Consider the following 18919-nt stretch of genomic DNA (forward strand, 5'->3'; position numbering starts at 1 on the left):
CACGTTTGATTTCGATCAAAGAATAGAAACTTTCTAGTTTTTTGTCTAATATATTAATTATTAATAATAATACTTTAAACATATTAATGGGTATTAACCAAAAGATGAGTATAGAACTTAGACATCTTCGATACTTTATTGCTGTCGCTGAAGAGCTTCATTTTGGCAAGGCAGCTGAACGTCTGCATATTTCACAGCCCCCTTTAAGCCAGCAAATACAAATGCTTGAAGAGAAAGTTAATGCAAAATTGTTAGAAAGGAATAATCGAAACGTTGCGTTAACGCCCGCGGGGGCAATGTTCTTAAAAGAGGCATATCAAATTTTAGCTCAAGTCGATGCGGCTGCGACAAAAGCAGCTCGCATGGAAAAAGGCGAACTTGGGGAGTTATCTATTGGATTTACGTCAACTACACCATTTATGCACAAAGTTACCATGAGTTTACGGCAGTATCGGGAAGCTTACCCTGAAGTTTCTATTCATATGCATCAGATGAATACCAAACAACAGATAGCGCCATTAATTACGGGGCGAATTGATATTGGTATTATGAGAAATACGGTGTTACCAGAACAATTGGATTACCAACTATTATTTAAAGAGCCATTTATGGTTGCCGTCTATGAAGGCCATCCATTATTAGAATTTATTGATGTTGGTGTTGATATTCAACAACTTGCTGATTATCCATTCATTTTCTTTGAACGTGATGTTGGTACCGCACTATATGATGAAATAAATCAATTGTTAACATCTGCGGGAGTGGTACCCACCATTTCTCAAGAAGCGGGGGAAGCCATGACCATTTTAGGATTAGTTTCCGCGGGAATGGGAATTTCTGTGATTACAGAATCATTCACACGAATGAAAATTGATGGTGTAAAATACTTAAAACTCACTAATATTAATGCTTCATCTGAAGTTTGGTTAGTCTACAATACTCGTAGAACGTTACCTGCCGTAGCCAAAAAATTAACAAATCTTTTGATGGCCAACATTGCTGGCAACCAAGAGTGAGCTAGTTCACATTTTCAATGTAAACGAAATCATTCATACACAGATTAAGGCATAATAACTCATTGCTTTATAAAGGAATTGAATTATTACCATGGTGAATCAAACTGGTCACATTGACCAAATCAAACAGTTAAATACGGGTATTGTATATCGTATCATTGATCAACATGGTCCAATTTCGCGTATTGCCTTGTCAAAACAGGCTCAGCTTGCGCCTGCCAGTATCACTAAAATTACACGTGAACTTATGGATGCTCACTTAATCAAAGAGTTAGAGTTTCCAGTGCTTGGTTTACGTGGGCGTCCAGCTGTAGGGCTGGTAATTGAAAGTGAAGGGTGGCAATTTCTAGCGATCCGTATTGAAGGCCAGAAACTGATTATTTCCTTGAAAGAAATTAACGCAGTTACCTTGGCTCAAACAGAATATCCATTCACACCGCTAGGCAATAGTGAATTCATGGATTCGCTTACTGAATTAATCAGTCAATTTTTTGCTAGCCATCAAAAAATATTAGAAAGAGTCACTGCAATTAGCATTCTTATTGATGGTATATTAGATCCTCATACAGGTGTTATTTATCAGCATCCATCTTTTAAAATCCACCAACTGGCCATAGCGGAATCTCTTACCAAGCAAACCGGTTTACCTGTTTATTTACACCCTCCTGTGGATGCTTTAGCGTTAATGGATCATTTCTCTCATCAAGAGAAAAGAAAAGAAAAAAATATTATTTACTTACAGCTACAAGATGTTGTTAATGTCATGGTGCTAAGCCATGGAACAACATTAGATACAAATACCCATCGGCCTATTTTATTCGGCCATACCCAATGTGAACCCTGTAACCATAACTTTTGCTATTGTGGTAGCGATGGTTGCTTAGAAACCCAAACTTCTATTCCTGCAATATTACACCAAGCTGAAAGTTTGCTAATAAACTACCCTGATTCGCATTTACATCAGAAAAATATCTCAATTGATAACATTTGCTCTGGAGCAATATCAAACGATAGCCTTTGTGTTTATCTTATTAATCAGGTTGCTCAACGGTTGGCAAAACCATTAGGATTGATGGTGAATTTATTGGGGAGCGAGCTAATTTTGGTAAACTCCCCATTGAATCAAGATTCTAAGTTATTTTTAGAATGTTTACATAATCATATAAACAAACATACGATCCCTCTATATTCATCTAATTTAGTAATAGAAAAATCCATATTTACCGTTAAGGATAGTGAAACGTCATTAATACAGAGAGCGTTATATGATGGTTCTCTACTACTACAACTATTACAAGGCTAAAACAATTCGATAATATTTATACTATCGTACACAAAATTGAGCTAACGCAAACTTCTCACTTACCCATTCCAATAAACTGAATCCATATCATTTTTGCAGCTTATTGCTGTATAAGTCTGTCACTTCAGGATAGAAAAAGACCATGATCAATCTATTTGTTACCGGGACAGATACAGATGTCGGGAAGACAGTATCGACGCTTGCCATCCTGCAAGCACTAAATAGCCAAGGAATCAAAGCCGTGGGCTATAAACCTATTGCGGATCAATGCATTGATACCCCTGAAGGAATCAGAAATAAAGATGCATTGCTAATCCACAGTGTTTCTCAAGACCTTGTTTCCTATGATGAAGTTAATCCTGTGCGTATCACAGATAATTACAGTCATGAAAATAGCATTGATTTTAATAAAATAAAGCATGGGTTAGACCATTTACATCATCAATGCGATATGGTTGTAATCGAAGGTAATGGGGGATGGCGCTATCTACTTGATGATAATACTTTTTATGCAGACTGGTTAAAAGATCAGCCGGTCGGTGTTATCTTAGTCGTCGGTATTCAACATGGCTGTGTTAATCATGCATTATTAACCGCTGATGCAATTCGAGCCGATGGGTTACCATTAATAGGTTGGATGGCAAACCGCATCAACCCAGGGTTGGCACACTACGCCCAAATAATTGACCGGTTGCAACATCATATTAAGGCTCCATTAATTGGAGAAATTCCATATTTATTGCGCCCTGAAGAAAAAGAGTTAGGGCATTACCTCAATACAGATAAACTGCAAGAACTTATCGCTATTCCTAACTAATTGCTTAATAAGCAATAAAGAAAAAGGGCGCCATCATCAAATAGCGCCCTTGATTCTATCTAAATTGTAACCTAGTGACGAGTATAAATGATTTTATAAGAATCATTTTGGCAGTGCCCGACAACTTGGCCTTTAGACGAGTCAACTTCATCATTAGGCACTGCAACCAAACTAAAGTTATCAGCAGGAACGCCATTATTGATAATCTTTTGTTTGATTTCCTCAATCACACTTTCACATGAAGCTTGGGCAAAAACTGGCACTAGCACCAATGCAAATAAGGGTAACAACAATTTCTTTTTCATCTTCTCTCCTTGATCAACAGCTCCATAAGACAACCTATTATAAGGTTATGGATTATTAATTGGACGGCCATTACTTACATCAAGGCAACGTTTAGTGCTCGGTTCCCAGTAAGCATTTAGATTGAGGCTTTTTTCGCATTTATCTTTTGCATCAAAAGCCTGATCAACTTTATCAAACTCTTTTTCGGTACGAGTATTAACCTTTTTGCGCAACATACGGGTATCATCCCATTGTTCCTTTTCTTGACGCGCTTGCTCTTTATTAAGAGAGTCATCGCCTTTGCCCACAGAAACGCAAGTACTGCCTGCAGTGCATGATGTCGTGGATTGTGCCGCAGAAGACGATGTAGCCCAAAGTAAAGGGAGACATAAACAAATCGCAGTTAAGCCAGTTTTCAACATTTTGTGTGAACTCATGTAAATTCCTTACTAAACAGGACCGATAACCTGAGTATAGCTAAAAAAGTGTCAGTGCGTCTGTATAGAATAGTACTAAAAATTAAATCTGTTTATGTACTGTTAAACCTGCAAAAGTTTGGCAAACAGGCATCAATTCTAATGTATTTACATTCATGTGTGCAGGTAATGTGGCAACCCAGTATACCGTTTCCGCGATATCTTCAGGGGTTAGAGCGTCAGCGCCTTGATAAGTACTAGCCGCTTTATCATCATCTCCTTTAAAGCGAATATTTGAGAATTCTGTTCCACCGACTAGGCCTGGTTCAATATCAGTCACTCGGATTTTTTTCCCCTGTAAATCAGCACGCAAACCAAGTGAAAACTGTTTAACAAAGGCTTTGGTTGCACCGTAAACATTGCCACCTTTGTAAGGCCAGCTCGCCGCCGTAGAGCCAATATTAATAATATGGCCATGATTTTCGGCTACCATGTTTTGCAGCACTTCATAAGTCATATTCACTAAACCTTTAGTATTTGTATTAATCATAACGTCCCAATCATCAGGATTGGCGTCAAATGCAGGTTCTAAACCTAATGCTAAACCTGCATTATTTACTAAAACATCGATTTTTTTGAGATGTGCAGGTAAATTTGCAATCGAATCATGGATGGCTTTTCTATCTTGGATATCTAAAGTTAACGGATAAAATTTATCACCTAACTCTTTATGGAGGGCTTCTAAACGCTCTGTTCTACGTCCTGTACCAATAACAGTGTAATTATGTTTGATAAATCGACGGGCAATTGATTCACCAAAACCAGAAGAAGCACCCGTTACTAAAATAATCATTGAAAACCTCATAGTTGTTATTGTCGTGCTAGCGTGATTTCATTTTAACGCTATCTATTGGGAACCACAAAAATTGTTACAACCCCAATATTTGTTTGTCTTTTGGGTAGCTCAATGTATAACTGAATGAGATTTGCTTTTCTTCATTAGGTTCTAAGGTGATATCCCATGTTATTTCACCGGTGCTTTTGTTGGTGACCGCATTTTATCCTCTATTGCAGACACTTTTATATCGCTATCCTCACTTACTCGTGCTTTTTAGTGAGTAAGGTAGGGCGATTTGGTAATTTAAATTGATACCGTTATTAGACGTTGTAACAAAGTCTGCTATACCTGAATTGATTGTCTTCTTCTTTTCACTAACTTAATTTCGTTTGGAATGCATCTAAAGCCACCTGCAATATAGTCAGAGATTATGTTTTTGTACTTGTCGTACGTTTTCGTACGGTTGGGTTTCAGGCTCCTTTTTTAATGTCATTTTCGATATCTCTATGTAAGACATTTTCAACTGGATAAAGATCAAAGATATAAGTTCTTATTTCTTTAAGCCACGACACGATATCTTCATTTTTAAGATGCTCATTTTTATCAATAACAGACATAAAATTTTCATACTGTTGATAGAGATGTTTATATGTGGATGATGCTTGAGAGTTGTCCATAAAATATCCTTTATTTGATTAACACGATTAACCAGCCAGAACGCTGGATTTCTTCATTTCATACCTAAGTTCGCATAATAGATATGTCGCTATGTTAAAAAGGGTTCTGAGCGATTGCGGTAGAATGGGGTTGGGGTTTACCGCAATCGGGAAGGTTCGTCTTTAGACATAGAGCGCATTATGCGAACCCATTTTATTTCTTATATATTCCCAAATAAGCACATACAATAATTAGTCCGAAAATTAATAAAATTCCTTTACTTAGTTCCATTTTATTTCTCCAATTAATATAAATAATTTATTTCATTGCAAAACCATTAGTTTATGATATAAAAAACCACATTTACATTAAATTAATAGTTCATTACAAAAATGTCATGTTAATTTTTCTTGTAGCGCTTCAATTCTTTCTAATTGGTTTATTTGTTTTGTTATCATGGCAATAGCCAAATTACCAACCTTATTATCTGTTATGTCGTTGATTTCCTTTAATTCACTTGAGTCTACTATTACCCCTAATATTGTTCCAATAACTGGTATGAAACATAATGAATATAATTCATCATCTTTTTTTTCTATATCTAATTCTATAATATCCATAACTCCATCACATATCTCCTCAGTTATATAGGCTTTATTTAGGTCATTAGTGTACTTTACATCCTCTTCACAAGTTATCATATACTCTATTGATATATGATTTTAATTTAAGGTTAAATAGCGCATAGTGCGTTGAATTTTCTGGTATTTTTATCCTTACGTCTTTCAGTATGTTCTTTTCTTTTTTTATTTTTCTATTACTCATTTCTTATCCTTTATATTTTTCATTTCAATAGTTTTAATTTTATGGGTTAATAACCTCTTGTCAGCTTTTATTATTTTGAAATAAAAATTTAAATATTTAATGTAATGATTTTCAGCACACTTATTTTTAAACTAAATTTAAATTGTCTACCATTTTTCCTTTTATCACACCATCCTTTGAAATATAATTTTCAGATACTAACCATTTCTGCAGCTCAATGACGTCTGAAACTAAGTCTAATATATCTTTTCATTTTGAAAAAAATCTATTTCTCTTTGAGTATACATATAAACTAATGCGTCCCAATCATCTGTGGGCATTTCAGTTACACCGTGGTATTTGTATGTTTCATTATCTATTTTTTCTAAGTAAGAATCACTATTGAAATATCTCTTAATGAAGATATTAATTGCATCAATAGCTGAGAAATCAGTTGGGTGTGGCATTTTATCAACATAATATGATTTAATAATTCCGTACACCCTATTAACGTCAAATTCATTATTTTTCATATCTGATTATTTCCATTTTAATCAATTAGTTATGGTTTATATAGTGATGTTGAGTTAACCAATAATTTAGTAGCAACCCCACCTCTAATATAACCTTCCTCGAGTAGCCAATGATTAAAGGCATTACTATCCTCTGCAATTGTGGCTAAAAATTCAGGGTCATTAAAATATGCATTTATCCAGTGGCGTTCTTTTTCTATAAAGACTAACTTTCCATCTTCATCGTGTAATATTCCGCTACATTTTTCGCTACGCAATAAAAAATTCAGAAAAAATATACACTTGTATTCTCTCGCATGCGGGAAGGAATCCATGTAAAAAGCTCGTAGGTGTTCATATAAACCATTAGCACTATAGAATGAATTAAGCATTTTATACTCCTTTTTTGATGTTAATGTATACCGCAAAGCGGTTCGGGGTTCAGTGACACCCGAACTTTAGTATGGTTTCCCGTACTTTTATGTTTTGCTTAGGGTGATTTTTATCTCTACTACTACTTTCAGTTTATCAATTTCTTTTTTTCGCAATTTCATTTTCAATGAAATCTTCTGATAATTCTTTTGAATGATTATCAATTATATATGTTAGAAGCTCCGTCCATGTGACTGTTCTTTCAAGCTTTACACTAGCATTTATTGCCAGCCTTTCTAGCTTGATTTTCCTACTCTCTGTTACGTTATAAGTGGCTCTTTTAGACATGACATGACCTCATTACCTTATTAAGTTTTTCATTATATACCTCATGAACTCATTTCATTAATGAGGTATTGAACTCATGAGTTAAATAGTGTTATATTATTTTCACTGTGTTCATGAGTTCATTAGTTCAAAAGGTGCTTTATGTTCTTTGATTGGTTAACAATAGAGCAAGATTTCGGCATTCAATTGCCGATTCTTAGTGATGTTGCTTATCAAAGAATTCATATTGATAGTGGGGAAGCATCATCTTTGAGCCAACCTACATTTTCACATAAAGGATCTTTTTGTGACCAATTATCGATCTCTATAAGAGGTTCATTATTAAAAGTATCCGGCAACCCATCAAAATGGGGAAGGTTAGATAATTTATTTGGATTAGAAACGATCGATTCTTGCGTTACTGTTTATAATCATGTTCTTACCAGCTTAGGATTACCAGTTTTTACTAAATGTACTCGTCGATTTCACTTGCAAACTAAAGACAATGAAAAGGTTAGAGTTATTTCTGATGGTGCAATAATTAAAGAATTGCATATAACATCAAATCGTTCTGTTGGTGAAGATAATGAAGACCATTATATTTCAGGGTTATCTACTCTTTCTTATCGTAATAGCTTGCCTAGATTACATAGTAATGGAAAGTCAGTAGATTGGCTCTCAAAACAAGGAAATGCACATTTAATTTATCCAACTGTTTACAATAAGGGAAATGAACTAATTCTTCATTCTTTATCTAAGATAAAAAACAAATTTGGTGAAAACTCACAAGAATTAAATTATTTAAATAAAGTTATAGATTATTGTAAAAAAAATGGCGTGGTTAGATTTGAACAAAAGTTGAAATCCCGATTTTTGCAAAAGAAAAAATTAAACTACTGGGGATTAAGTGACTATAGTGTATTAAAAACACTTCATAATGAATTTATTAATTTAGATAATAAACTGTCGGTGACTGCTATGGATTTTGACACTATTAGTGAGCATCTTGTTAATGAAGGGGTTGTAGAAACCACTCGCTCTGCAAATACCACTGCAATGTATGCAATTCAATGGATGCACGGTCATTCATTTGACTTCAATAAATCTCAAGTTAAAACACATAGAGCTAGACTCCGAAAAATTGGAATTGATATTGCACAGCGTTGTGACATTTCAAAATTTAGCCCTGTTTTTGTTAAAAATAGAAGAGAAGTTTTAATATCTGACTGTATCGTTCCTGATTGGTATTATAAGCCAAGATTCCTTTACGCTGCATAATTAGTATGTTGTCAATATAATGTTTTTTTTAAAATTAATAGGATTGTATAATGATAAAAATTGAAATAAAACCTAACCAAGCAATTGTAGATAGCCGCTCTGGAGTATCCAAGCGTGATGGTAAACCATTTACAATAAATGAGCAGTCTGCATATATTTTTCTTGGTGGCGATTATCCACAGTTATTTAAATTCAATTTAGACTCAGGTCAATCACCTTATCCTGCTGGATTATATGAATTACATGAATCTAGTTTATATGTAGGTGATTTTCAAAAAATTAGAGTTGGTAAAATCATATTGATACCTATTAATAAATGATTTCTCTATTTTAAGGAGAGAGTGATGCTTGAACAACAGTTCATTATTGAATTAATAGATTTTATTTACGTTTCACTCTCTTTTGTTCTTTTTTTATTGTCATTTATTGCTGGTCGCTTAACTGCTCCGAGGTAATTATGGTTGAATTAATTTCTTTATGTTCGGTTTTGGTTACTTCAGGTTTTGCTTCTGGTTTTCTATTCGGTTATTTCGACCGATTAACTCGTGAAATTGTATAAGGTAATTTTTATGTTAAAAAAACTGAAGTACTCTTTAATAACTCTTTCTGTTCTTTCATTATCTCCTTCTGTTTTTGCTGCTGATGGTGATTCGGCTATTCCTCAAGCGGCAAAAGATGCAATTACTGGCATCGGTTCAACTGCCACAGAAATGCTTAATCTTCTTTGGCCTGTTATTGCTTTAGTTGCAACTGGTTGGATTGCAGTTAAGTTATTTAAAAAAGGCACATCAAAAGTTTAATTTTTTATTGTGGGGCTCTTGCCCCACTTCTATTTTAGAGGTTTTCATGAAATTTAAATATTTACTTTATTTTCTTTTACTTACCTCTTTTTCTTCTCTTTCGGTTATAAAAGAATATAACGTAACTTGGGGCACAACATCCGAAGCTGTTAATTACTCTGTTTCTCCTTTTGATCCAGATACTGGTTATTGGTCTATGACTATGTCAGTTGATTATCCACAGGAATCTTATAGAGCCTCTCAATGTTATGATGGGACATCTTTTAATAGCATTAGTACTCGCAAGCGTACAGAGGATTTAATTACTTTACCTACTAGGATTCCTGGTTCTATTCCTCCTGCTTTATCTGTTAAATATGACAATAAATTTAAATGTATTGTTGATTGGGTCGAGGATAAGAGTGAATACACTTATAAAGACAAAGTTAATTCAGTTAAATTTATTGTTACTTATCGTGCTTTTTTTTGTCCTCAAGAAAAAGTTTATTCACGTAATAATTTAGATAAAACTTCTGGTTGCCCATCTATAGAGGGCGGTTCTATGGATAAGTACTGTGAAAGCCAGCCGACTCTTTATAATACTTCTGTTGCATTTCCTTCTTTTGATGGTAAAAATTATTTCTTTCAGAATGCTGATAATGGCTGTGAGTATACCGATGTTGGTGATTCAATTTTTAAATTTGAAAATCCTTATCGTGTTTTAGCTGACTGGGCTCCTATCGGTGCTGCTGATTTATCTTCAAGTGATAGTTATATTTATGGTCAAGGTGAGGGAGGTTGTACTGACCCTAATGGCTGTGAAGGCGGCGGTAATGAAGGCGGCGGTAATGAAAGTGGCGGCAATGAAGGTGGCGGCAATGAAGGTGGCGGCAATGAAGGTGGCGGTAACGGTGAGTATTCCGGTGTTTTAAAGAATATTTTATCCGAAAATAAATCTATCAATCAAAATACTAATAATATTTCTAAGAATAGTAATGTTATTAGTAATAATACAACTAATATTTCAAAGAACACTAGCAATATATCTTCTAATACTTATAGTATTTCTTCTGACACTTCTTCTATTAAAGATTCAGCTACATCTATGGATAGAAGATTGCAGAATATTGATGGTAACATTGCGAAAATTGAACGTTATTTGAGACCTGAAGAAAAAACACATCAAGAATGGATTGGTTCTTTTGATTCTATTTTTGGTTCTACTTTTTCTCCTGTATTAGATAATAAGTCTGCTTTTTCTTCTGAAATGGGCTATAGAAATACTCATGAGTATTCGTTATATTCTTCAATAGCATCTTCTTCTGCTAATTCTAATTTTGTTAATTCTTTTTCTAATACATATTCTGAACAGTTATCAGGATTTACTTCTGGTTTGCCATCTGATTTACAGCTTTCTAACATTGCTAACAAAATTGATGGCGGTGTAAATTCATCTGAAATTAATTTTGGTGGTGACTTTAAATCTTATGGTACTTTCACAAGTTTATTCGGTATCGATAGGTTTTCAAATTCTATTTTTGACATTCTTCCTAAATATAAGGTTTGTGAACCTATTTATATATTCGAGGGTTTTCCTTATGAAATGGTCATTGATTGTGTTGTTATTGAAAAAATAAGGATGGTTTTTTATTATGTTTTGTTTTTTTATACGGTTTGGTTTTCTTTTACCAGTACCATTAATGCATTAAAACCAGAACCTTCAAAAAATTAATCGGTAAATATCATGCCTTTACTTTTAGCTTGGATTCCCGCAATTATCACATGGCTTTTTAATGCTTGGCGTATATTTGTTGCTGCTTCATTTCTTTTCAAAATCATAAAATATATTGCTGGTTTTGTTATTACTTATGCTGTTGTCAAATATACTTTTGGTGGTTTTATATCTAATCTTGTTGATTGGATTTATACCTCTATATCTTATATATCACCTTTTATTAATACTTTATCTGTTTTTATCCCTGAGAATTTCGAAACATGTATTTATATTATTGTTTCTAATTACGTTCTTTCACTTGTTCTTTCTTGGAAACATCGTTTAGCTATGGCTTTAGGAGCATTTTAATTATGGTCAGTGAAATTTTTATTAAATTAATCCAATCATCTTTTTTTCTTCTTATTTTATCTATCTTTTTTAAAGGCTTGTCTTTAATCGACTCTGAATTTTCCACAATAGCCGCTGCCGTTTTTAAAGCTGTGATTTTATTATTTATTTTTGTTAGCTCTATTCTTTCTGTTTATTTTTATTTTATGTTTGTTTATTAGTGGGGGGTATATGGCTGTTTATTTTGTGACAGGTAAATTAGGTTCAGGAAAAACTTTATCTGCTGTTTATAAGATAAAAGATTACCTTATGAAAGGTAGAAAGGTTGCTACAAATCTTAATATTTCACTTACTGGCATGTTTGGTTATTATGCTAAAAATGTAAATTTAATTCGTGTTCCTGATAAGCCATCTTCTTTTGATTTAGAATGCATTGGTCGTGGTAATTCTACTTATGATGAATCTTTAAATGGTCTTCTCGTTCTTGATGAGTGTGGAACGTGGTTTAACTCTAGGTCATGGGCTGATAAAAATAGACAGGATTTAATTAATTGGATAGCTCATGCTAGAAAATTAGGATGGGATGTTATTTTTCTTGTTCAAAATCTACATGTTGTTGATAAACAATCTCGTTTGATGTTTGCGGAGCATGTTGTTTATTGCCGTAGGTTGGATAGATTAAGACTTCCCTTTATACATGGCATTCTTAAACTTATTACCTTTGGCGCTTTTTCTTTACCAAAAATACACGTATCGATTGTTAAATATGGTGATTCTCCTACTTCTCTAACTGTTGATAAGTGGATTTATCAGGGGTCTCCTTTGTATGCGGCTTATGATACTAAACAGCAATTTTCTGATTTTTATAATCATGGGGCTTATTCTCTTCTTCCGCCTAGTTATTATTCAGGATCTAAGGTTAAATTTGGATTATCTTTTATTATGAGATTAACAAAAATATATTTTAAGCGTTCAAAAAGGCTTTATCTTATTCTTTTAGGTATTGCTATCTGTTTAGTTTCTCAATATTTTTATAGTAAATACTTTAGTCAAAAAGATACTAATCTTCAAAATAGCTTAAGTAATTTAAAAATAGAATCATATTTTAAACATGGGAATAATTACCGCTATACATTTTCATCTGATAATAAATTATTTTCAAGTTCCGATTTACAAAAATCAGGTATTGAAATCTCGTCTGTCTCGCCATGTAAGGCTAGTTTGATAGAAAAGGGGGTTATTTATGAAATCACTTGCAAATAAAATCATCATCTCTTTTACTTTGTTATTTAGCTCGTTATCTTTATCTCAAACCATTGAGATGAGCAATGCCCCTATTGCAGACTTCGTAAACTGGTATGCTCAATTATCTGGAAAAGGCGTTATTTTACCTGCTAAATTTGATGACCGAATCACAATATATAATTCAGATATCGACGCTTCAAATTTGGACTCCTTTTTTCTTTCAGTAATGGCTTCAAGAGGTTATGAAGTAATCAGTGGTAATCCATTAATAATAAAACCCAATCCATCAATTGATTTATCTAACTAAGCTATCTAACGATTCTGAAATCGTTCAAGATGAATGGAATCAGAATAATCAACATGATGGGTCATCTTTTGATACTTTACTTGATTACCCAATAGCAGCTACACCCAAACTGTTAGAATTAGACACTAAGTTGTTTAAATTTAATAAAATCACAGCAAAATCAGCATTGCCAGTAGTTGATATTTTTTTGAAATCATTACCAACGTCAGGTTCTTCCGTTGTATTGGATACTGCATCAAATTCGCTAATAGTGACATCAGTAAAAGGAAACTTTGATAATATTGAGTCGTTTATTCATGATATTGATGTTAGAAACAGCCAAGTTCTTATCGAGGCGATAATGTTTGAAGTTGGCAAGGGAAGTTCTTTTGATTTTTCATTTGCGGCTGGCAAACGTACTGATTCAAAAATAGCAGGGGGTATAAACACCTCTTCATTAACCGACACGCTAACTTCAAAAGGTGGGGCGTTTGGCATTTTTTCTGGTAATATTCTTTCGCTTGCATTAACTGCCGTTGAAGGTGAGCAAGATTCTAAAATTCTTTCTGTTCCTCGAATTCTTACGTTATCTGGTTCTGAAGGATATATCTCTTCAGGACAGAACGTTCCTATTGTTACAGGTAAGTTGGTAGGACAGGGCGTTGATGCTAAAAATCCTTTTCAAACAATTTCTAGGCGTGATGTTGGCGTTAATTTAAAAGTGACTCCTGTCGTTCTTGGTGATGGCTCAATCATGCTTGATATTTCGTCTAATTCAGGGTCTATTTCAAATATTACATCAGCATCAGATATCATATTGAATGAGAGGACAATAAAAACAACTGTGCAGTTAAAAGATGGAGATACTTTATTAATTGGTGGGTTAATTCAGCATAACGCTATAAATCAAAAAGATTCCACACCTGGAGCTTCTTCTATACCTCTTATTGGTTGGATGTTTGATTCTACCTCTGAATCAGAAACAGAAAATACGATGTATATACTTATTCGCGCCCGAGTGATTTCATCTATTTGAAATATATAAGATTAAAATTATTTATCTTATATTGTTAATTGTCGTTTTAAAGGTGGCGTGCTGTCTGCGTGAGCGGACGGTATGCTACCTTTAAAACGAATTGACCATATTAATACTATATTTCATCTTGAATGTTATCAATTTTGATGCCCTTTAGGGCATGTAAGGCGACACTCATTAGCATCATGTTATGCAATCTTTTATTCGCCGATAAAACGAGGGGACTTATCAAGTAGCTAGGAACCGCGCTTGCGCCTCCTGTTAGACCATTTTTTGATATAACTTTCAACAATAAAATTGTTTGATGGTCGAAGACAAAAGAAAGTTATAGCAACTTATTCAAGCTTCCCCCAAAAGACAGAATTAAAAGTCGTTGTAATTACTTTGAATATTCAACCAAAATTTTGTTGAGCTTCCAAGTATTGATGATAGTTTTTCAGCCAGTTCGATATTAATTTTTATTTGACCATTAACGAGTTGTTGAGTAAAAGACAGTTCAGCATTCAACATGTTGGCAAATGTGGCGAGGTCAATATTAGATTCCATTAAGGCTTCATTGATGAGTTCGCCAACGTGTGGCGGGTTATGCATTTGCATTGTGTAGCTCTCCATTTGATAGGCATAATAACAGGATTGGGAAATGAAAAGAAAACGCATAAAACATAATAAGTTATTTTTATCTACATTGCTGGTTAGTGCAAAGTTAAACGACTTGCCGTTATCTAGGGAGGCAGCGTTAGCGAATCAAAAATCTGAGTTAGATATGATTTTACGTAAAAAAGCACGTCGGAAACCAGACGATAAGCCAACACGATTCCACTCAGTACACTAGAATGCCTCATTTTACGTTTAGGTTCGCATAATAGATATGTCGCTATGTTAAAAAGGGTTCTGAGCGATTGCGGTAGAATGGGGTTGGGGTTTACCGCAATCGGGAAGGTTCGTCTTTAGACATAGAGCGCATTATGCGAACCCATTTTATTTCTTATATATTCCCAAATAAGCACATACAATAATTAGTCCGAAAATTAATAAAATTCCTTTACTTAGTTCCATTTTATTTCTCCAATTAATATAAATAATTTATTTCATTGCAAAACCATTAGTTTATGATAAAAAACCACATTTACATTAAATTAATAGTTCATTACAAAAATGTCATGTTAATTTTTCTTGTAGCGCTTCAATTCTTTCTAATTGGTTTATTTGTTTTGTTATCATGGCAATAGCCAAATTACCAACCTTATTATCTGTTATGTCGTTGATTTCCTTTAATTCACTTGAGTCTACTATTACCCCTAATATTGTTCCAATAACTGGTTGAAACATAATGAATATAATTCATCATCTTTTTTTTCTATATCTAATTCTATAATATCCATAACTCCATCACATATCTCCTCAGTTATATAGGCTTTATTTAGGTCATTAGTGTACTTTACATCCTCTTCACAAGTTATCATATACTCTATTGATATATATGATTTTAATTTAAGGTTAAATAGCGCATAGTGCGTTGAATTTTCTGGTATTTTTATCCTTACGTCTTTCAGTATGTTCTTTTCTTTTTTTATTTTTCTATTACTCATTTCTTATCCTTTATATTTTTCATTTCAATAGTTTTAATTTTATGGGTTAATAACCTCTTGTCAGCTTTTATTATTTTGAAATAAAAATTTAAATATTTAATGTAATGATTTTCAGCACACTTATTTTTAAACTAAATTTAAATTGTCTACCATTTTTCCTTTTATCACACCATCCTTTGAAATATAATTTTCAGATACTAACCATTTCTGCAGCTCAATGACGTCTGAAACTAAGTCTAATATATTCTTTTCATTTTGAAAAAAATCTATTTCTCTTTGAGTATACATATAAACTAATGCGTCCCAATCATCTGTGGGCATTTCAGTTACACCGTGGTATTTGTATGTTTCATTATCTATTTTTTCTAAGTAAGAATCACTATTGAAATATCTCTTAATGAAGATATTAATTGCATCAATAGCTGAGAAATCAGTTGGGTGTGGCATTTTATCAACATAATATGATTTAATAATTCCGTACACCCTATTAACGTCAAATTCATTATTTTTCATATCTGATTATTTCCATTTTAATCAATTAGTTATGGTTTATATAGTGATGTTGAGTTAACCAATAATTTAGTAGCAACCCCACCTCTAATATAACCTTCCTCGAGTAGCCAATGATTAAAGGCATTACTATCCTCTGCAATTGTGGCTAAAAATTCAGGGTCATTAAAATATGCATTTATCCAGTGGCGTTCTTTTTCTATAAAGACTAACTTTCCATCTTCATCGTGTAATATTCCGCTACATTTTTCGCTACGCAATAAAAAATTCAGAAAAAATATACACTTGTATTCTCTCGCATGCGGGAAGGAATCCATGTAAAAAGCTCGTAGGTGTTCATATAAACCATTAGCACTATAGAATGAATTAAGCATTTTATACTCCTTTTTTGATGTTAATGTATACCGCAAAGCGGTTCGGGGTTCAGTGACACCCGAACTTTAGTATGGTTTCCCGTACTTTTATGTTTTGCTTAGGGTGATTTTTATCTCTACTACTACTTTAGTTTATCAATTTCTTTTTTTCGCAATTTCATTTTCAATGAAATCTTCTGATAATTCTTTTGAATGATTATCAATTTATATGTTAGAAGCTCCGTCCATGTGACTGTTCTTTCAAGCTTTACACTAGCATTTATTGCCAGCCTTTCTAGCTTGATTTTCCTACTCTCTGTTACGTTATAAGTGGCTCTTTTAGACATGACATGACCTCATTACCTTATTAAGTTTTTCATTATATACCTCATGAACTCATTTCATTAATGAGGTATTGAACTCATGAGTTAAATAGTGTTATATTATTTTCACTGTGTTCATGAGTTCATTAGTTCAAAAGGTGCTTTATGTTCTTTGATTGGTTAACAATAGAGCAAGATTTCGGCATTCAATTGCCGATTCTTAGTGATGTTGCTTATCAAAGAATTCATTGATAGTGGGGAAGCATCATCTTTGAGCCAACCTACATTTTCACATAAAGGATCTTTTTGTGACCAATTATCGATCTCTATAAGAGGTTCATTATTAAAAGTATCCGGCAACCCATCAAAATGGGGAAGGTTAGATAATTTATTTGGATTAGAAACGATCGATTCTTGCGTTACTGTTTATAATCATGTTCTTACCAGCTTAGGATTACCAGTTTTTACTAAATGTACTCGTCGATTTCACTTGCAAACTAAAGACAATGAAAAGGTTAGAGTTATTTCTGATGGTGCAATAATTAAAGAATTGCATATAACATCAAATCGTTCTGTTGGTGAAGATAATGAAGACCATTATATTTCAGGGTTATCTACTCTTTCTTATCGTAATAGCTTGCCTAGATTACATAGTAATGGAAAGTCAGTAGATTGGCTCTCAAAACAAGGAAATGCACATTTAATTTATCCAACTGTTTACAATAAGGGAAATGAACTAATTCTTCATTCTTTATCTAAGATAAAAAACAAATTTGGTGAAAACTCACAAGAATTAAATTATTTAAATAAAGTTATAGATTATTGTAAAAAAAATGGCGTGGTTAGATTTGAACAAAAGTTGAAATCCCGATTTTTGCAAAAAAAAAATTAAACTACTGGGGATTAAGTGACTATAGTGTATTAAAAACACTTCATAATGAATTTATTAATTTAGATAATAAACTGTCGGTGACTGCTATGGATTTTGACACTATTAGTGAGCATCTTGTTAATGAAGGGGTTGTAGAAACCACTCGCTCTGCAAATACCACTGCAATGTATGCAATTCAATGGATGCACGGTCATTCATTTGACTTCAATAAATCTCAAGTTAAAACACATAGAGCTAGACTCCGAAAAATTGGAATTGATATTGCACAGCGTTGTGACATTTCAAAATTTAGCCCTGTTTTTGTTAAAAATAGAAGAGAAGTTTTAATATCTGACTGTATCGTTCCTGATTGGTATTATAAGCCAAGATTCCTTTACGCTGCATAATTAGTATGTTGTCAATATAATGTTTTTTTTAAAATTAATAGGATTGTATAATGATAAAAATTGAAATAAAACCTAACCAAGCAATTGTAGATAGCCGCTCTGGAGTATCCAAGCGTGATGGTAAACCATTTACAATAAATGAGCAGTCTGCATTATTTTTCTTGGTGGCGATTATCCACAGTTATTTAAATTCAATTTAGACTCAGGTCAATCACCTTATCCTGCTGGATTATATGAATTACATGAATCTAGTTTATATGTAGGTGATTTTCAAAAAATTAGAGTTGGTAAAATCATATTGATACCTATTAATAAATGATTTCTCTATTTTAAGGAGAGAGTGATGCTTGAACAACAGTTCATTATTGAATTAATAGATTTTATTTACGTTTCACTCTCTTTTGTTCTTTTTTTATTGTCATTTATTGCTGGTCGCTTAACTGCTCCGAGGTAATTATGGTTGAATTAATTTCTTTATGTTCGGTTTTGGTTACTTCAGGTTTTGCTTCTGGTTTTCTATTCGGTTATTTCGACCGATTAACTCGTGAAATTGTATAAGGTAATTTTTATGTTAAAAAAACTGAAGTACTCTTTAATAACTCTTTCTGTTCTTTCATTATCTCCTTCTGTTTTTGCTGCTGATGGTGATTCGGCTATTCCTCAAGCGGCAAAAGATGCAATTACTGGCATCGGTTCAACTGCCACAGAAATGCTTAATCTTCTTTGGCCTGTTATTGCTTTAGTTGCAACTGGTTGGATTGCAGTTAAGTTATTTAAAAAAGGCACATCAAAAGTTTAATTTTTTATTGTGGGGCTCTTGCCCCACTTCTATT

General features: G+C 33.2%; 27 protein-coding genes and 1 pseudogene. 16 read left to right on the forward strand and 12 right to left on the reverse strand.

The annotated features are described in order from the left end of the window. The first annotated feature begins 104 nt into the window (after positions 1-104). The 3 genes from P3L44_RS09980 (at position 105) to bioD (ending at position 3136) form a co-directional block, all read left to right on the forward strand. Positions 105-1016, forward strand: a complete 912-nt coding sequence (locus tag P3L44_RS09980; protein WP_272662351.1) for a LysR family transcriptional regulator — start codon at positions 105-107, stop codon at positions 1014-1016. A gap of 91 nt (positions 1017-1107) precedes the next feature. Further along, positions 1108-2319: an ROK family protein gene (locus tag P3L44_RS09985; protein ID WP_110591740.1), complete on the forward strand. Its 1212-nt coding sequence runs from the start codon at positions 1108-1110 to the stop codon at positions 2317-2319. 142 nt (positions 2320-2461) lie between these two features. Then, complete coding sequence (gene bioD, locus P3L44_RS09990) at positions 2462-3136, forward strand: dethiobiotin synthase (protein WP_004254308.1); 675 nt, start codon at positions 2462-2464, stop codon at positions 3134-3136. A gap of 71 nt (positions 3137-3207) precedes the next feature. On the opposite strand, the gene P3L44_RS09995 is transcribed toward bioD, so the two are convergent. The 8 genes from P3L44_RS09995 to P3L44_RS10030 all read right to left on the reverse strand — a co-directional run bounded on the left by P3L44_RS09995 (position 3208) and on the right by P3L44_RS10030 (position 7368). After that, a complete protein-coding gene (locus tag P3L44_RS09995) occupies positions 3208-3441 on the reverse strand; it encodes a DUF1161 domain-containing protein (protein WP_036957728.1) in 234 nt (77 codons plus the stop codon). 45 nt (positions 3442-3486) lie between these two features. After that, the gene (locus tag P3L44_RS10000) at positions 3487-3858 is read right to left on the reverse strand and encodes a DUF1283 family protein (RefSeq protein WP_036957730.1); all 372 of its coding nucleotides are present in this window, start codon (positions 3856-3858) and stop codon (positions 3487-3489) included. A gap of 82 nt (positions 3859-3940) precedes the next feature. Continuing rightward, positions 3941-4690, reverse strand: coding sequence for a bifunctional NADP-dependent 3-hydroxy acid dehydrogenase/3-hydroxypropionate dehydrogenase YdfG (gene ydfG / locus P3L44_RS10005; RefSeq protein WP_140172176.1), 750 nt, complete (start codon positions 4688-4690; stop codon positions 3941-3943). Between the two features lie 455 nt (positions 4691-5145). Continuing rightward, a complete protein-coding gene (locus tag P3L44_RS10010) occupies positions 5146-5352 on the reverse strand; it encodes a hypothetical protein (RefSeq protein WP_140172175.1) in 207 nt (68 codons plus the stop codon). Between the two features lie 375 nt (positions 5353-5727). Then, positions 5728-5952 (reverse strand): hypothetical protein, encoded by a 225-nt coding sequence (locus P3L44_RS10015; protein ID WP_316928229.1) that lies wholly within the window; start codon positions 5950-5952, stop codon positions 5728-5730. A 441-nt stretch (positions 5953-6393) separates the two neighbouring features. Next, complete coding sequence (locus P3L44_RS10020) at positions 6394-6669, reverse strand: hypothetical protein (RefSeq protein ID WP_316928230.1); 276 nt, start codon at positions 6667-6669, stop codon at positions 6394-6396. A 29-nt stretch (positions 6670-6698) separates the two neighbouring features. Next, positions 6699-7040: a hypothetical protein gene (locus tag P3L44_RS10025; RefSeq protein WP_272662354.1), complete on the reverse strand. Its 342-nt coding sequence runs from the start codon at positions 7038-7040 to the stop codon at positions 6699-6701. Between the two features lie 136 nt (positions 7041-7176). Beyond that, positions 7177-7368 carry a hypothetical protein gene (locus P3L44_RS10030; RefSeq protein WP_272662356.1) on the reverse strand — a complete coding sequence of 64 codons (192 nt, stop codon included), beginning with the start codon at positions 7366-7368 and terminating at the stop codon, positions 7177-7179. 141 nt (positions 7369-7509) lie between these two features. Between P3L44_RS10030 and P3L44_RS10035 the strand changes: the two genes are divergently transcribed. From P3L44_RS10035 to P3L44_RS10070, 8 genes are all read left to right on the forward strand, one after another. Then, the gene (locus P3L44_RS10035; protein ID WP_272662358.1) at positions 7510-8625 is read left to right on the forward strand and encodes a phage/plasmid replication protein; all 1116 of its coding nucleotides are present in this window, start codon (positions 7510-7512) and stop codon (positions 8623-8625) included. Between the two features lie 50 nt (positions 8626-8675). Further along, positions 8676-8945 carry a single-stranded DNA-binding protein gene (locus P3L44_RS10040; protein WP_272662359.1) on the forward strand — a complete coding sequence of 90 codons (270 nt, stop codon included), beginning with the start codon at positions 8676-8678 and terminating at the stop codon, positions 8943-8945. Between the two features lie 249 nt (positions 8946-9194). Next, the gene (locus P3L44_RS10045; protein WP_272662360.1) at positions 9195-9425 is read left to right on the forward strand and encodes a major coat protein; all 231 of its coding nucleotides are present in this window, start codon (positions 9195-9197) and stop codon (positions 9423-9425) included. Positions 9426-9471: 46 nt separating this feature from the next. Next, the gene (locus P3L44_RS10050; RefSeq protein WP_272662361.1) at positions 9472-11136 is read left to right on the forward strand and encodes a hypothetical protein; all 1665 of its coding nucleotides are present in this window, start codon (positions 9472-9474) and stop codon (positions 11134-11136) included. Between the two features lie 12 nt (positions 11137-11148). Then, the gene (locus tag P3L44_RS10055; protein ID WP_272662363.1) at positions 11149-11487 is read left to right on the forward strand and encodes a hypothetical protein; all 339 of its coding nucleotides are present in this window, start codon (positions 11149-11151) and stop codon (positions 11485-11487) included. Positions 11488-11697: 210 nt separating this feature from the next. After that, positions 11698-12729, forward strand: a complete 1032-nt coding sequence (locus tag P3L44_RS10060; RefSeq protein ID WP_272662364.1) for a zonular occludens toxin domain-containing protein — start codon at positions 11698-11700, stop codon at positions 12727-12729. Next, positions 12710-13018, forward strand: a complete 309-nt coding sequence (locus P3L44_RS10065; protein WP_316928231.1) for a hypothetical protein — start codon at positions 12710-12712, stop codon at positions 13016-13018. Before P3L44_RS10060 ends, P3L44_RS10065 begins: the two co-directional genes overlap by 20 nt. Continuing rightward, the gene (locus P3L44_RS10070) at positions 13002-14033 is read left to right on the forward strand and encodes a secretin N-terminal domain-containing protein (RefSeq protein WP_316928232.1); all 1032 of its coding nucleotides are present in this window, start codon (positions 13002-13004) and stop codon (positions 14031-14033) included. Before P3L44_RS10065 ends, P3L44_RS10070 begins: the two co-directional genes overlap by 17 nt. Before the next feature lie 363 nt (positions 14034-14396). On the opposite strand, the gene P3L44_RS10075 is transcribed toward P3L44_RS10070, so the two are convergent. Further along, positions 14397-14630, reverse strand: a complete 234-nt coding sequence (locus P3L44_RS10075; protein ID WP_272662366.1) for a HigA family addiction module antitoxin — start codon at positions 14628-14630, stop codon at positions 14397-14399. A 43-nt stretch (positions 14631-14673) separates the two neighbouring features. Here P3L44_RS10075 and P3L44_RS10080 point away from each other — a divergent pair, with 43 nt between their 5' ends. Beyond that, on the forward strand, positions 14674-14865 hold the full coding sequence (locus P3L44_RS10080) for a hypothetical protein (protein ID WP_272662367.1): 192 nt from the start codon (positions 14674-14676) through the stop codon (positions 14863-14865). A 466-nt stretch (positions 14866-15331) separates the two neighbouring features. On the opposite strand, the gene P3L44_RS10085 is transcribed toward P3L44_RS10080, so the two are convergent. From P3L44_RS10085 to P3L44_RS10095, 3 genes are all read right to left on the reverse strand, one after another. Further along, positions 15332-15622, reverse strand: coding sequence for a hypothetical protein (locus tag P3L44_RS10085; protein ID WP_316928233.1), 291 nt, complete (start codon positions 15620-15622; stop codon positions 15332-15334). 126 nt (positions 15623-15748) lie between these two features. Then, on the reverse strand, positions 15749-16135 hold the full coding sequence (locus P3L44_RS10090) for a hypothetical protein (protein WP_272662353.1): 387 nt from the start codon (positions 16133-16135) through the stop codon (positions 15749-15751). A gap of 29 nt (positions 16136-16164) precedes the next feature. After that, positions 16165-16506: a hypothetical protein gene (locus tag P3L44_RS10095; RefSeq protein ID WP_272662354.1), complete on the reverse strand. Its 342-nt coding sequence runs from the start codon at positions 16504-16506 to the stop codon at positions 16165-16167. Between the two features lie 528 nt (positions 16507-17034). Here P3L44_RS10095 and P3L44_RS10100 point away from each other — a divergent pair. From P3L44_RS10100 to P3L44_RS10115, 4 genes and pseudogenes are all read left to right on the forward strand, one after another. Then, entirely contained in the window at positions 17035-17700 is a 666-nt protein-coding gene (locus tag P3L44_RS10100) for a phage/plasmid replication protein (protein WP_316928281.1), read from the forward strand. 86 nt (positions 17701-17786) lie between these two features. After that, positions 17787-18086 carry a phage/plasmid replication protein gene (locus P3L44_RS10105; protein ID WP_316928234.1) on the forward strand — a complete coding sequence of 100 codons (300 nt, stop codon included), beginning with the start codon at positions 17787-17789 and terminating at the stop codon, positions 18084-18086. Between the two features lie 50 nt (positions 18087-18136). Further along, positions 18137-18405: pseudogene (locus P3L44_RS10110) on the forward strand (single-stranded DNA-binding protein). 249 nt (positions 18406-18654) lie between these two features. After that, a complete protein-coding gene (locus P3L44_RS10115) occupies positions 18655-18885 on the forward strand; it encodes a major coat protein (RefSeq protein WP_272662360.1) in 231 nt (76 codons plus the stop codon). Positions 18886-18919: the final 34 nt, after the last annotated feature.

The organism is Providencia sp. PROV175 (assembly GCF_032707045.1).
GTDB lineage: Bacteria > Pseudomonadota > Gammaproteobacteria > Enterobacterales > Enterobacteriaceae > Providencia > Providencia hangzhouensis.

Coding starts and splice junctions, on each gene's coding strand:
- P3L44_RS09980 (WP_272662351.1), top strand. CDS start 105: ATGAGTATAGAACTTAGACATCTTCGATACTTTATTGCTGTCGCTGAA.
- P3L44_RS09985 (WP_110591740.1), top strand. CDS start 1,108: ATGGTGAATCAAACTGGTCACATTGACCAAATCAAACAGTTAAATACG.
- bioD (WP_004254308.1), top strand. CDS start 2,462: ATGATCAATCTATTTGTTACCGGGACAGATACAGATGTCGGGAAGACA.
- P3L44_RS09995 (WP_036957728.1), bottom strand. CDS start 3,441: ATGAAAAAGAAATTGTTGTTACCCTTATTTGCATTGGTGCTAGTGCCA.
- P3L44_RS10000 (WP_036957730.1), bottom strand. CDS start 3,858: ATGAGTTCACACAAAATGTTGAAAACTGGCTTAACTGCGATTTGTTTA.
- ydfG (WP_140172176.1), bottom strand. CDS start 4,690: ATGATTATTTTAGTAACGGGTGCTTCTTCTGGTTTTGGTGAATCAATT.
- P3L44_RS10010 (WP_140172175.1), bottom strand. CDS start 5,352: ATGGACAACTCTCAAGCATCATCCACATATAAACATCTCTATCAACAG.
- P3L44_RS10015 (WP_316928229.1), bottom strand. CDS start 5,952: ATGGATATTATAGAATTAGATATAGAAAAAAAAGATGATGAATTATAT.
- P3L44_RS10020 (WP_316928230.1), bottom strand. CDS start 6,669: ATGAAAAATAATGAATTTGACGTTAATAGGGTGTACGGAATTATTAAA.
- P3L44_RS10025 (WP_272662354.1), bottom strand. CDS start 7,040: ATGCTTAATTCATTCTATAGTGCTAATGGTTTATATGAACACCTACGA.
- P3L44_RS10030 (WP_272662356.1), bottom strand. CDS start 7,368: ATGTCTAAAAGAGCCACTTATAACGTAACAGAGAGTAGGAAAATCAAG.
- P3L44_RS10035 (WP_272662358.1), top strand. CDS start 7,510: ATGTTCTTTGATTGGTTAACAATAGAGCAAGATTTCGGCATTCAATTG.
- P3L44_RS10040 (WP_272662359.1), top strand. CDS start 8,676: ATGATAAAAATTGAAATAAAACCTAACCAAGCAATTGTAGATAGCCGC.
- P3L44_RS10045 (WP_272662360.1), top strand. CDS start 9,195: ATGTTAAAAAAACTGAAGTACTCTTTAATAACTCTTTCTGTTCTTTCA.
- P3L44_RS10050 (WP_272662361.1), top strand. CDS start 9,472: ATGAAATTTAAATATTTACTTTATTTTCTTTTACTTACCTCTTTTTCT.
- P3L44_RS10055 (WP_272662363.1), top strand. CDS start 11,149: ATGCCTTTACTTTTAGCTTGGATTCCCGCAATTATCACATGGCTTTTT.
- P3L44_RS10060 (WP_272662364.1), top strand. CDS start 11,698: ATGGCTGTTTATTTTGTGACAGGTAAATTAGGTTCAGGAAAAACTTTA.
- P3L44_RS10065 (WP_316928231.1), top strand. CDS start 12,710: ATGAAATCACTTGCAAATAAAATCATCATCTCTTTTACTTTGTTATTT.
- P3L44_RS10075 (WP_272662366.1), bottom strand. CDS start 14,630: ATGCAAATGCATAACCCGCCACACGTTGGCGAACTCATCAATGAAGCC.
- P3L44_RS10080 (WP_272662367.1), top strand. CDS start 14,674: ATGAAAAGAAAACGCATAAAACATAATAAGTTATTTTTATCTACATTG.
- P3L44_RS10085 (WP_316928233.1), bottom strand. CDS start 15,622: ATGAGTAATAGAAAAATAAAAAAAGAAAAGAACATACTGAAAGACGTA.
- P3L44_RS10090 (WP_272662353.1), bottom strand. CDS start 16,135: ATGAAAAATAATGAATTTGACGTTAATAGGGTGTACGGAATTATTAAA.
- P3L44_RS10095 (WP_272662354.1), bottom strand. CDS start 16,506: ATGCTTAATTCATTCTATAGTGCTAATGGTTTATATGAACACCTACGA.
- P3L44_RS10100 (WP_316928281.1), top strand. CDS start 17,035: ATGTTGCTTATCAAAGAATTCATTGATAGTGGGGAAGCATCATCTTTG.
- P3L44_RS10105 (WP_316928234.1), top strand. CDS start 17,787: ATGGATTTTGACACTATTAGTGAGCATCTTGTTAATGAAGGGGTTGTA.
- P3L44_RS10115 (WP_272662360.1), top strand. CDS start 18,655: ATGTTAAAAAAACTGAAGTACTCTTTAATAACTCTTTCTGTTCTTTCA.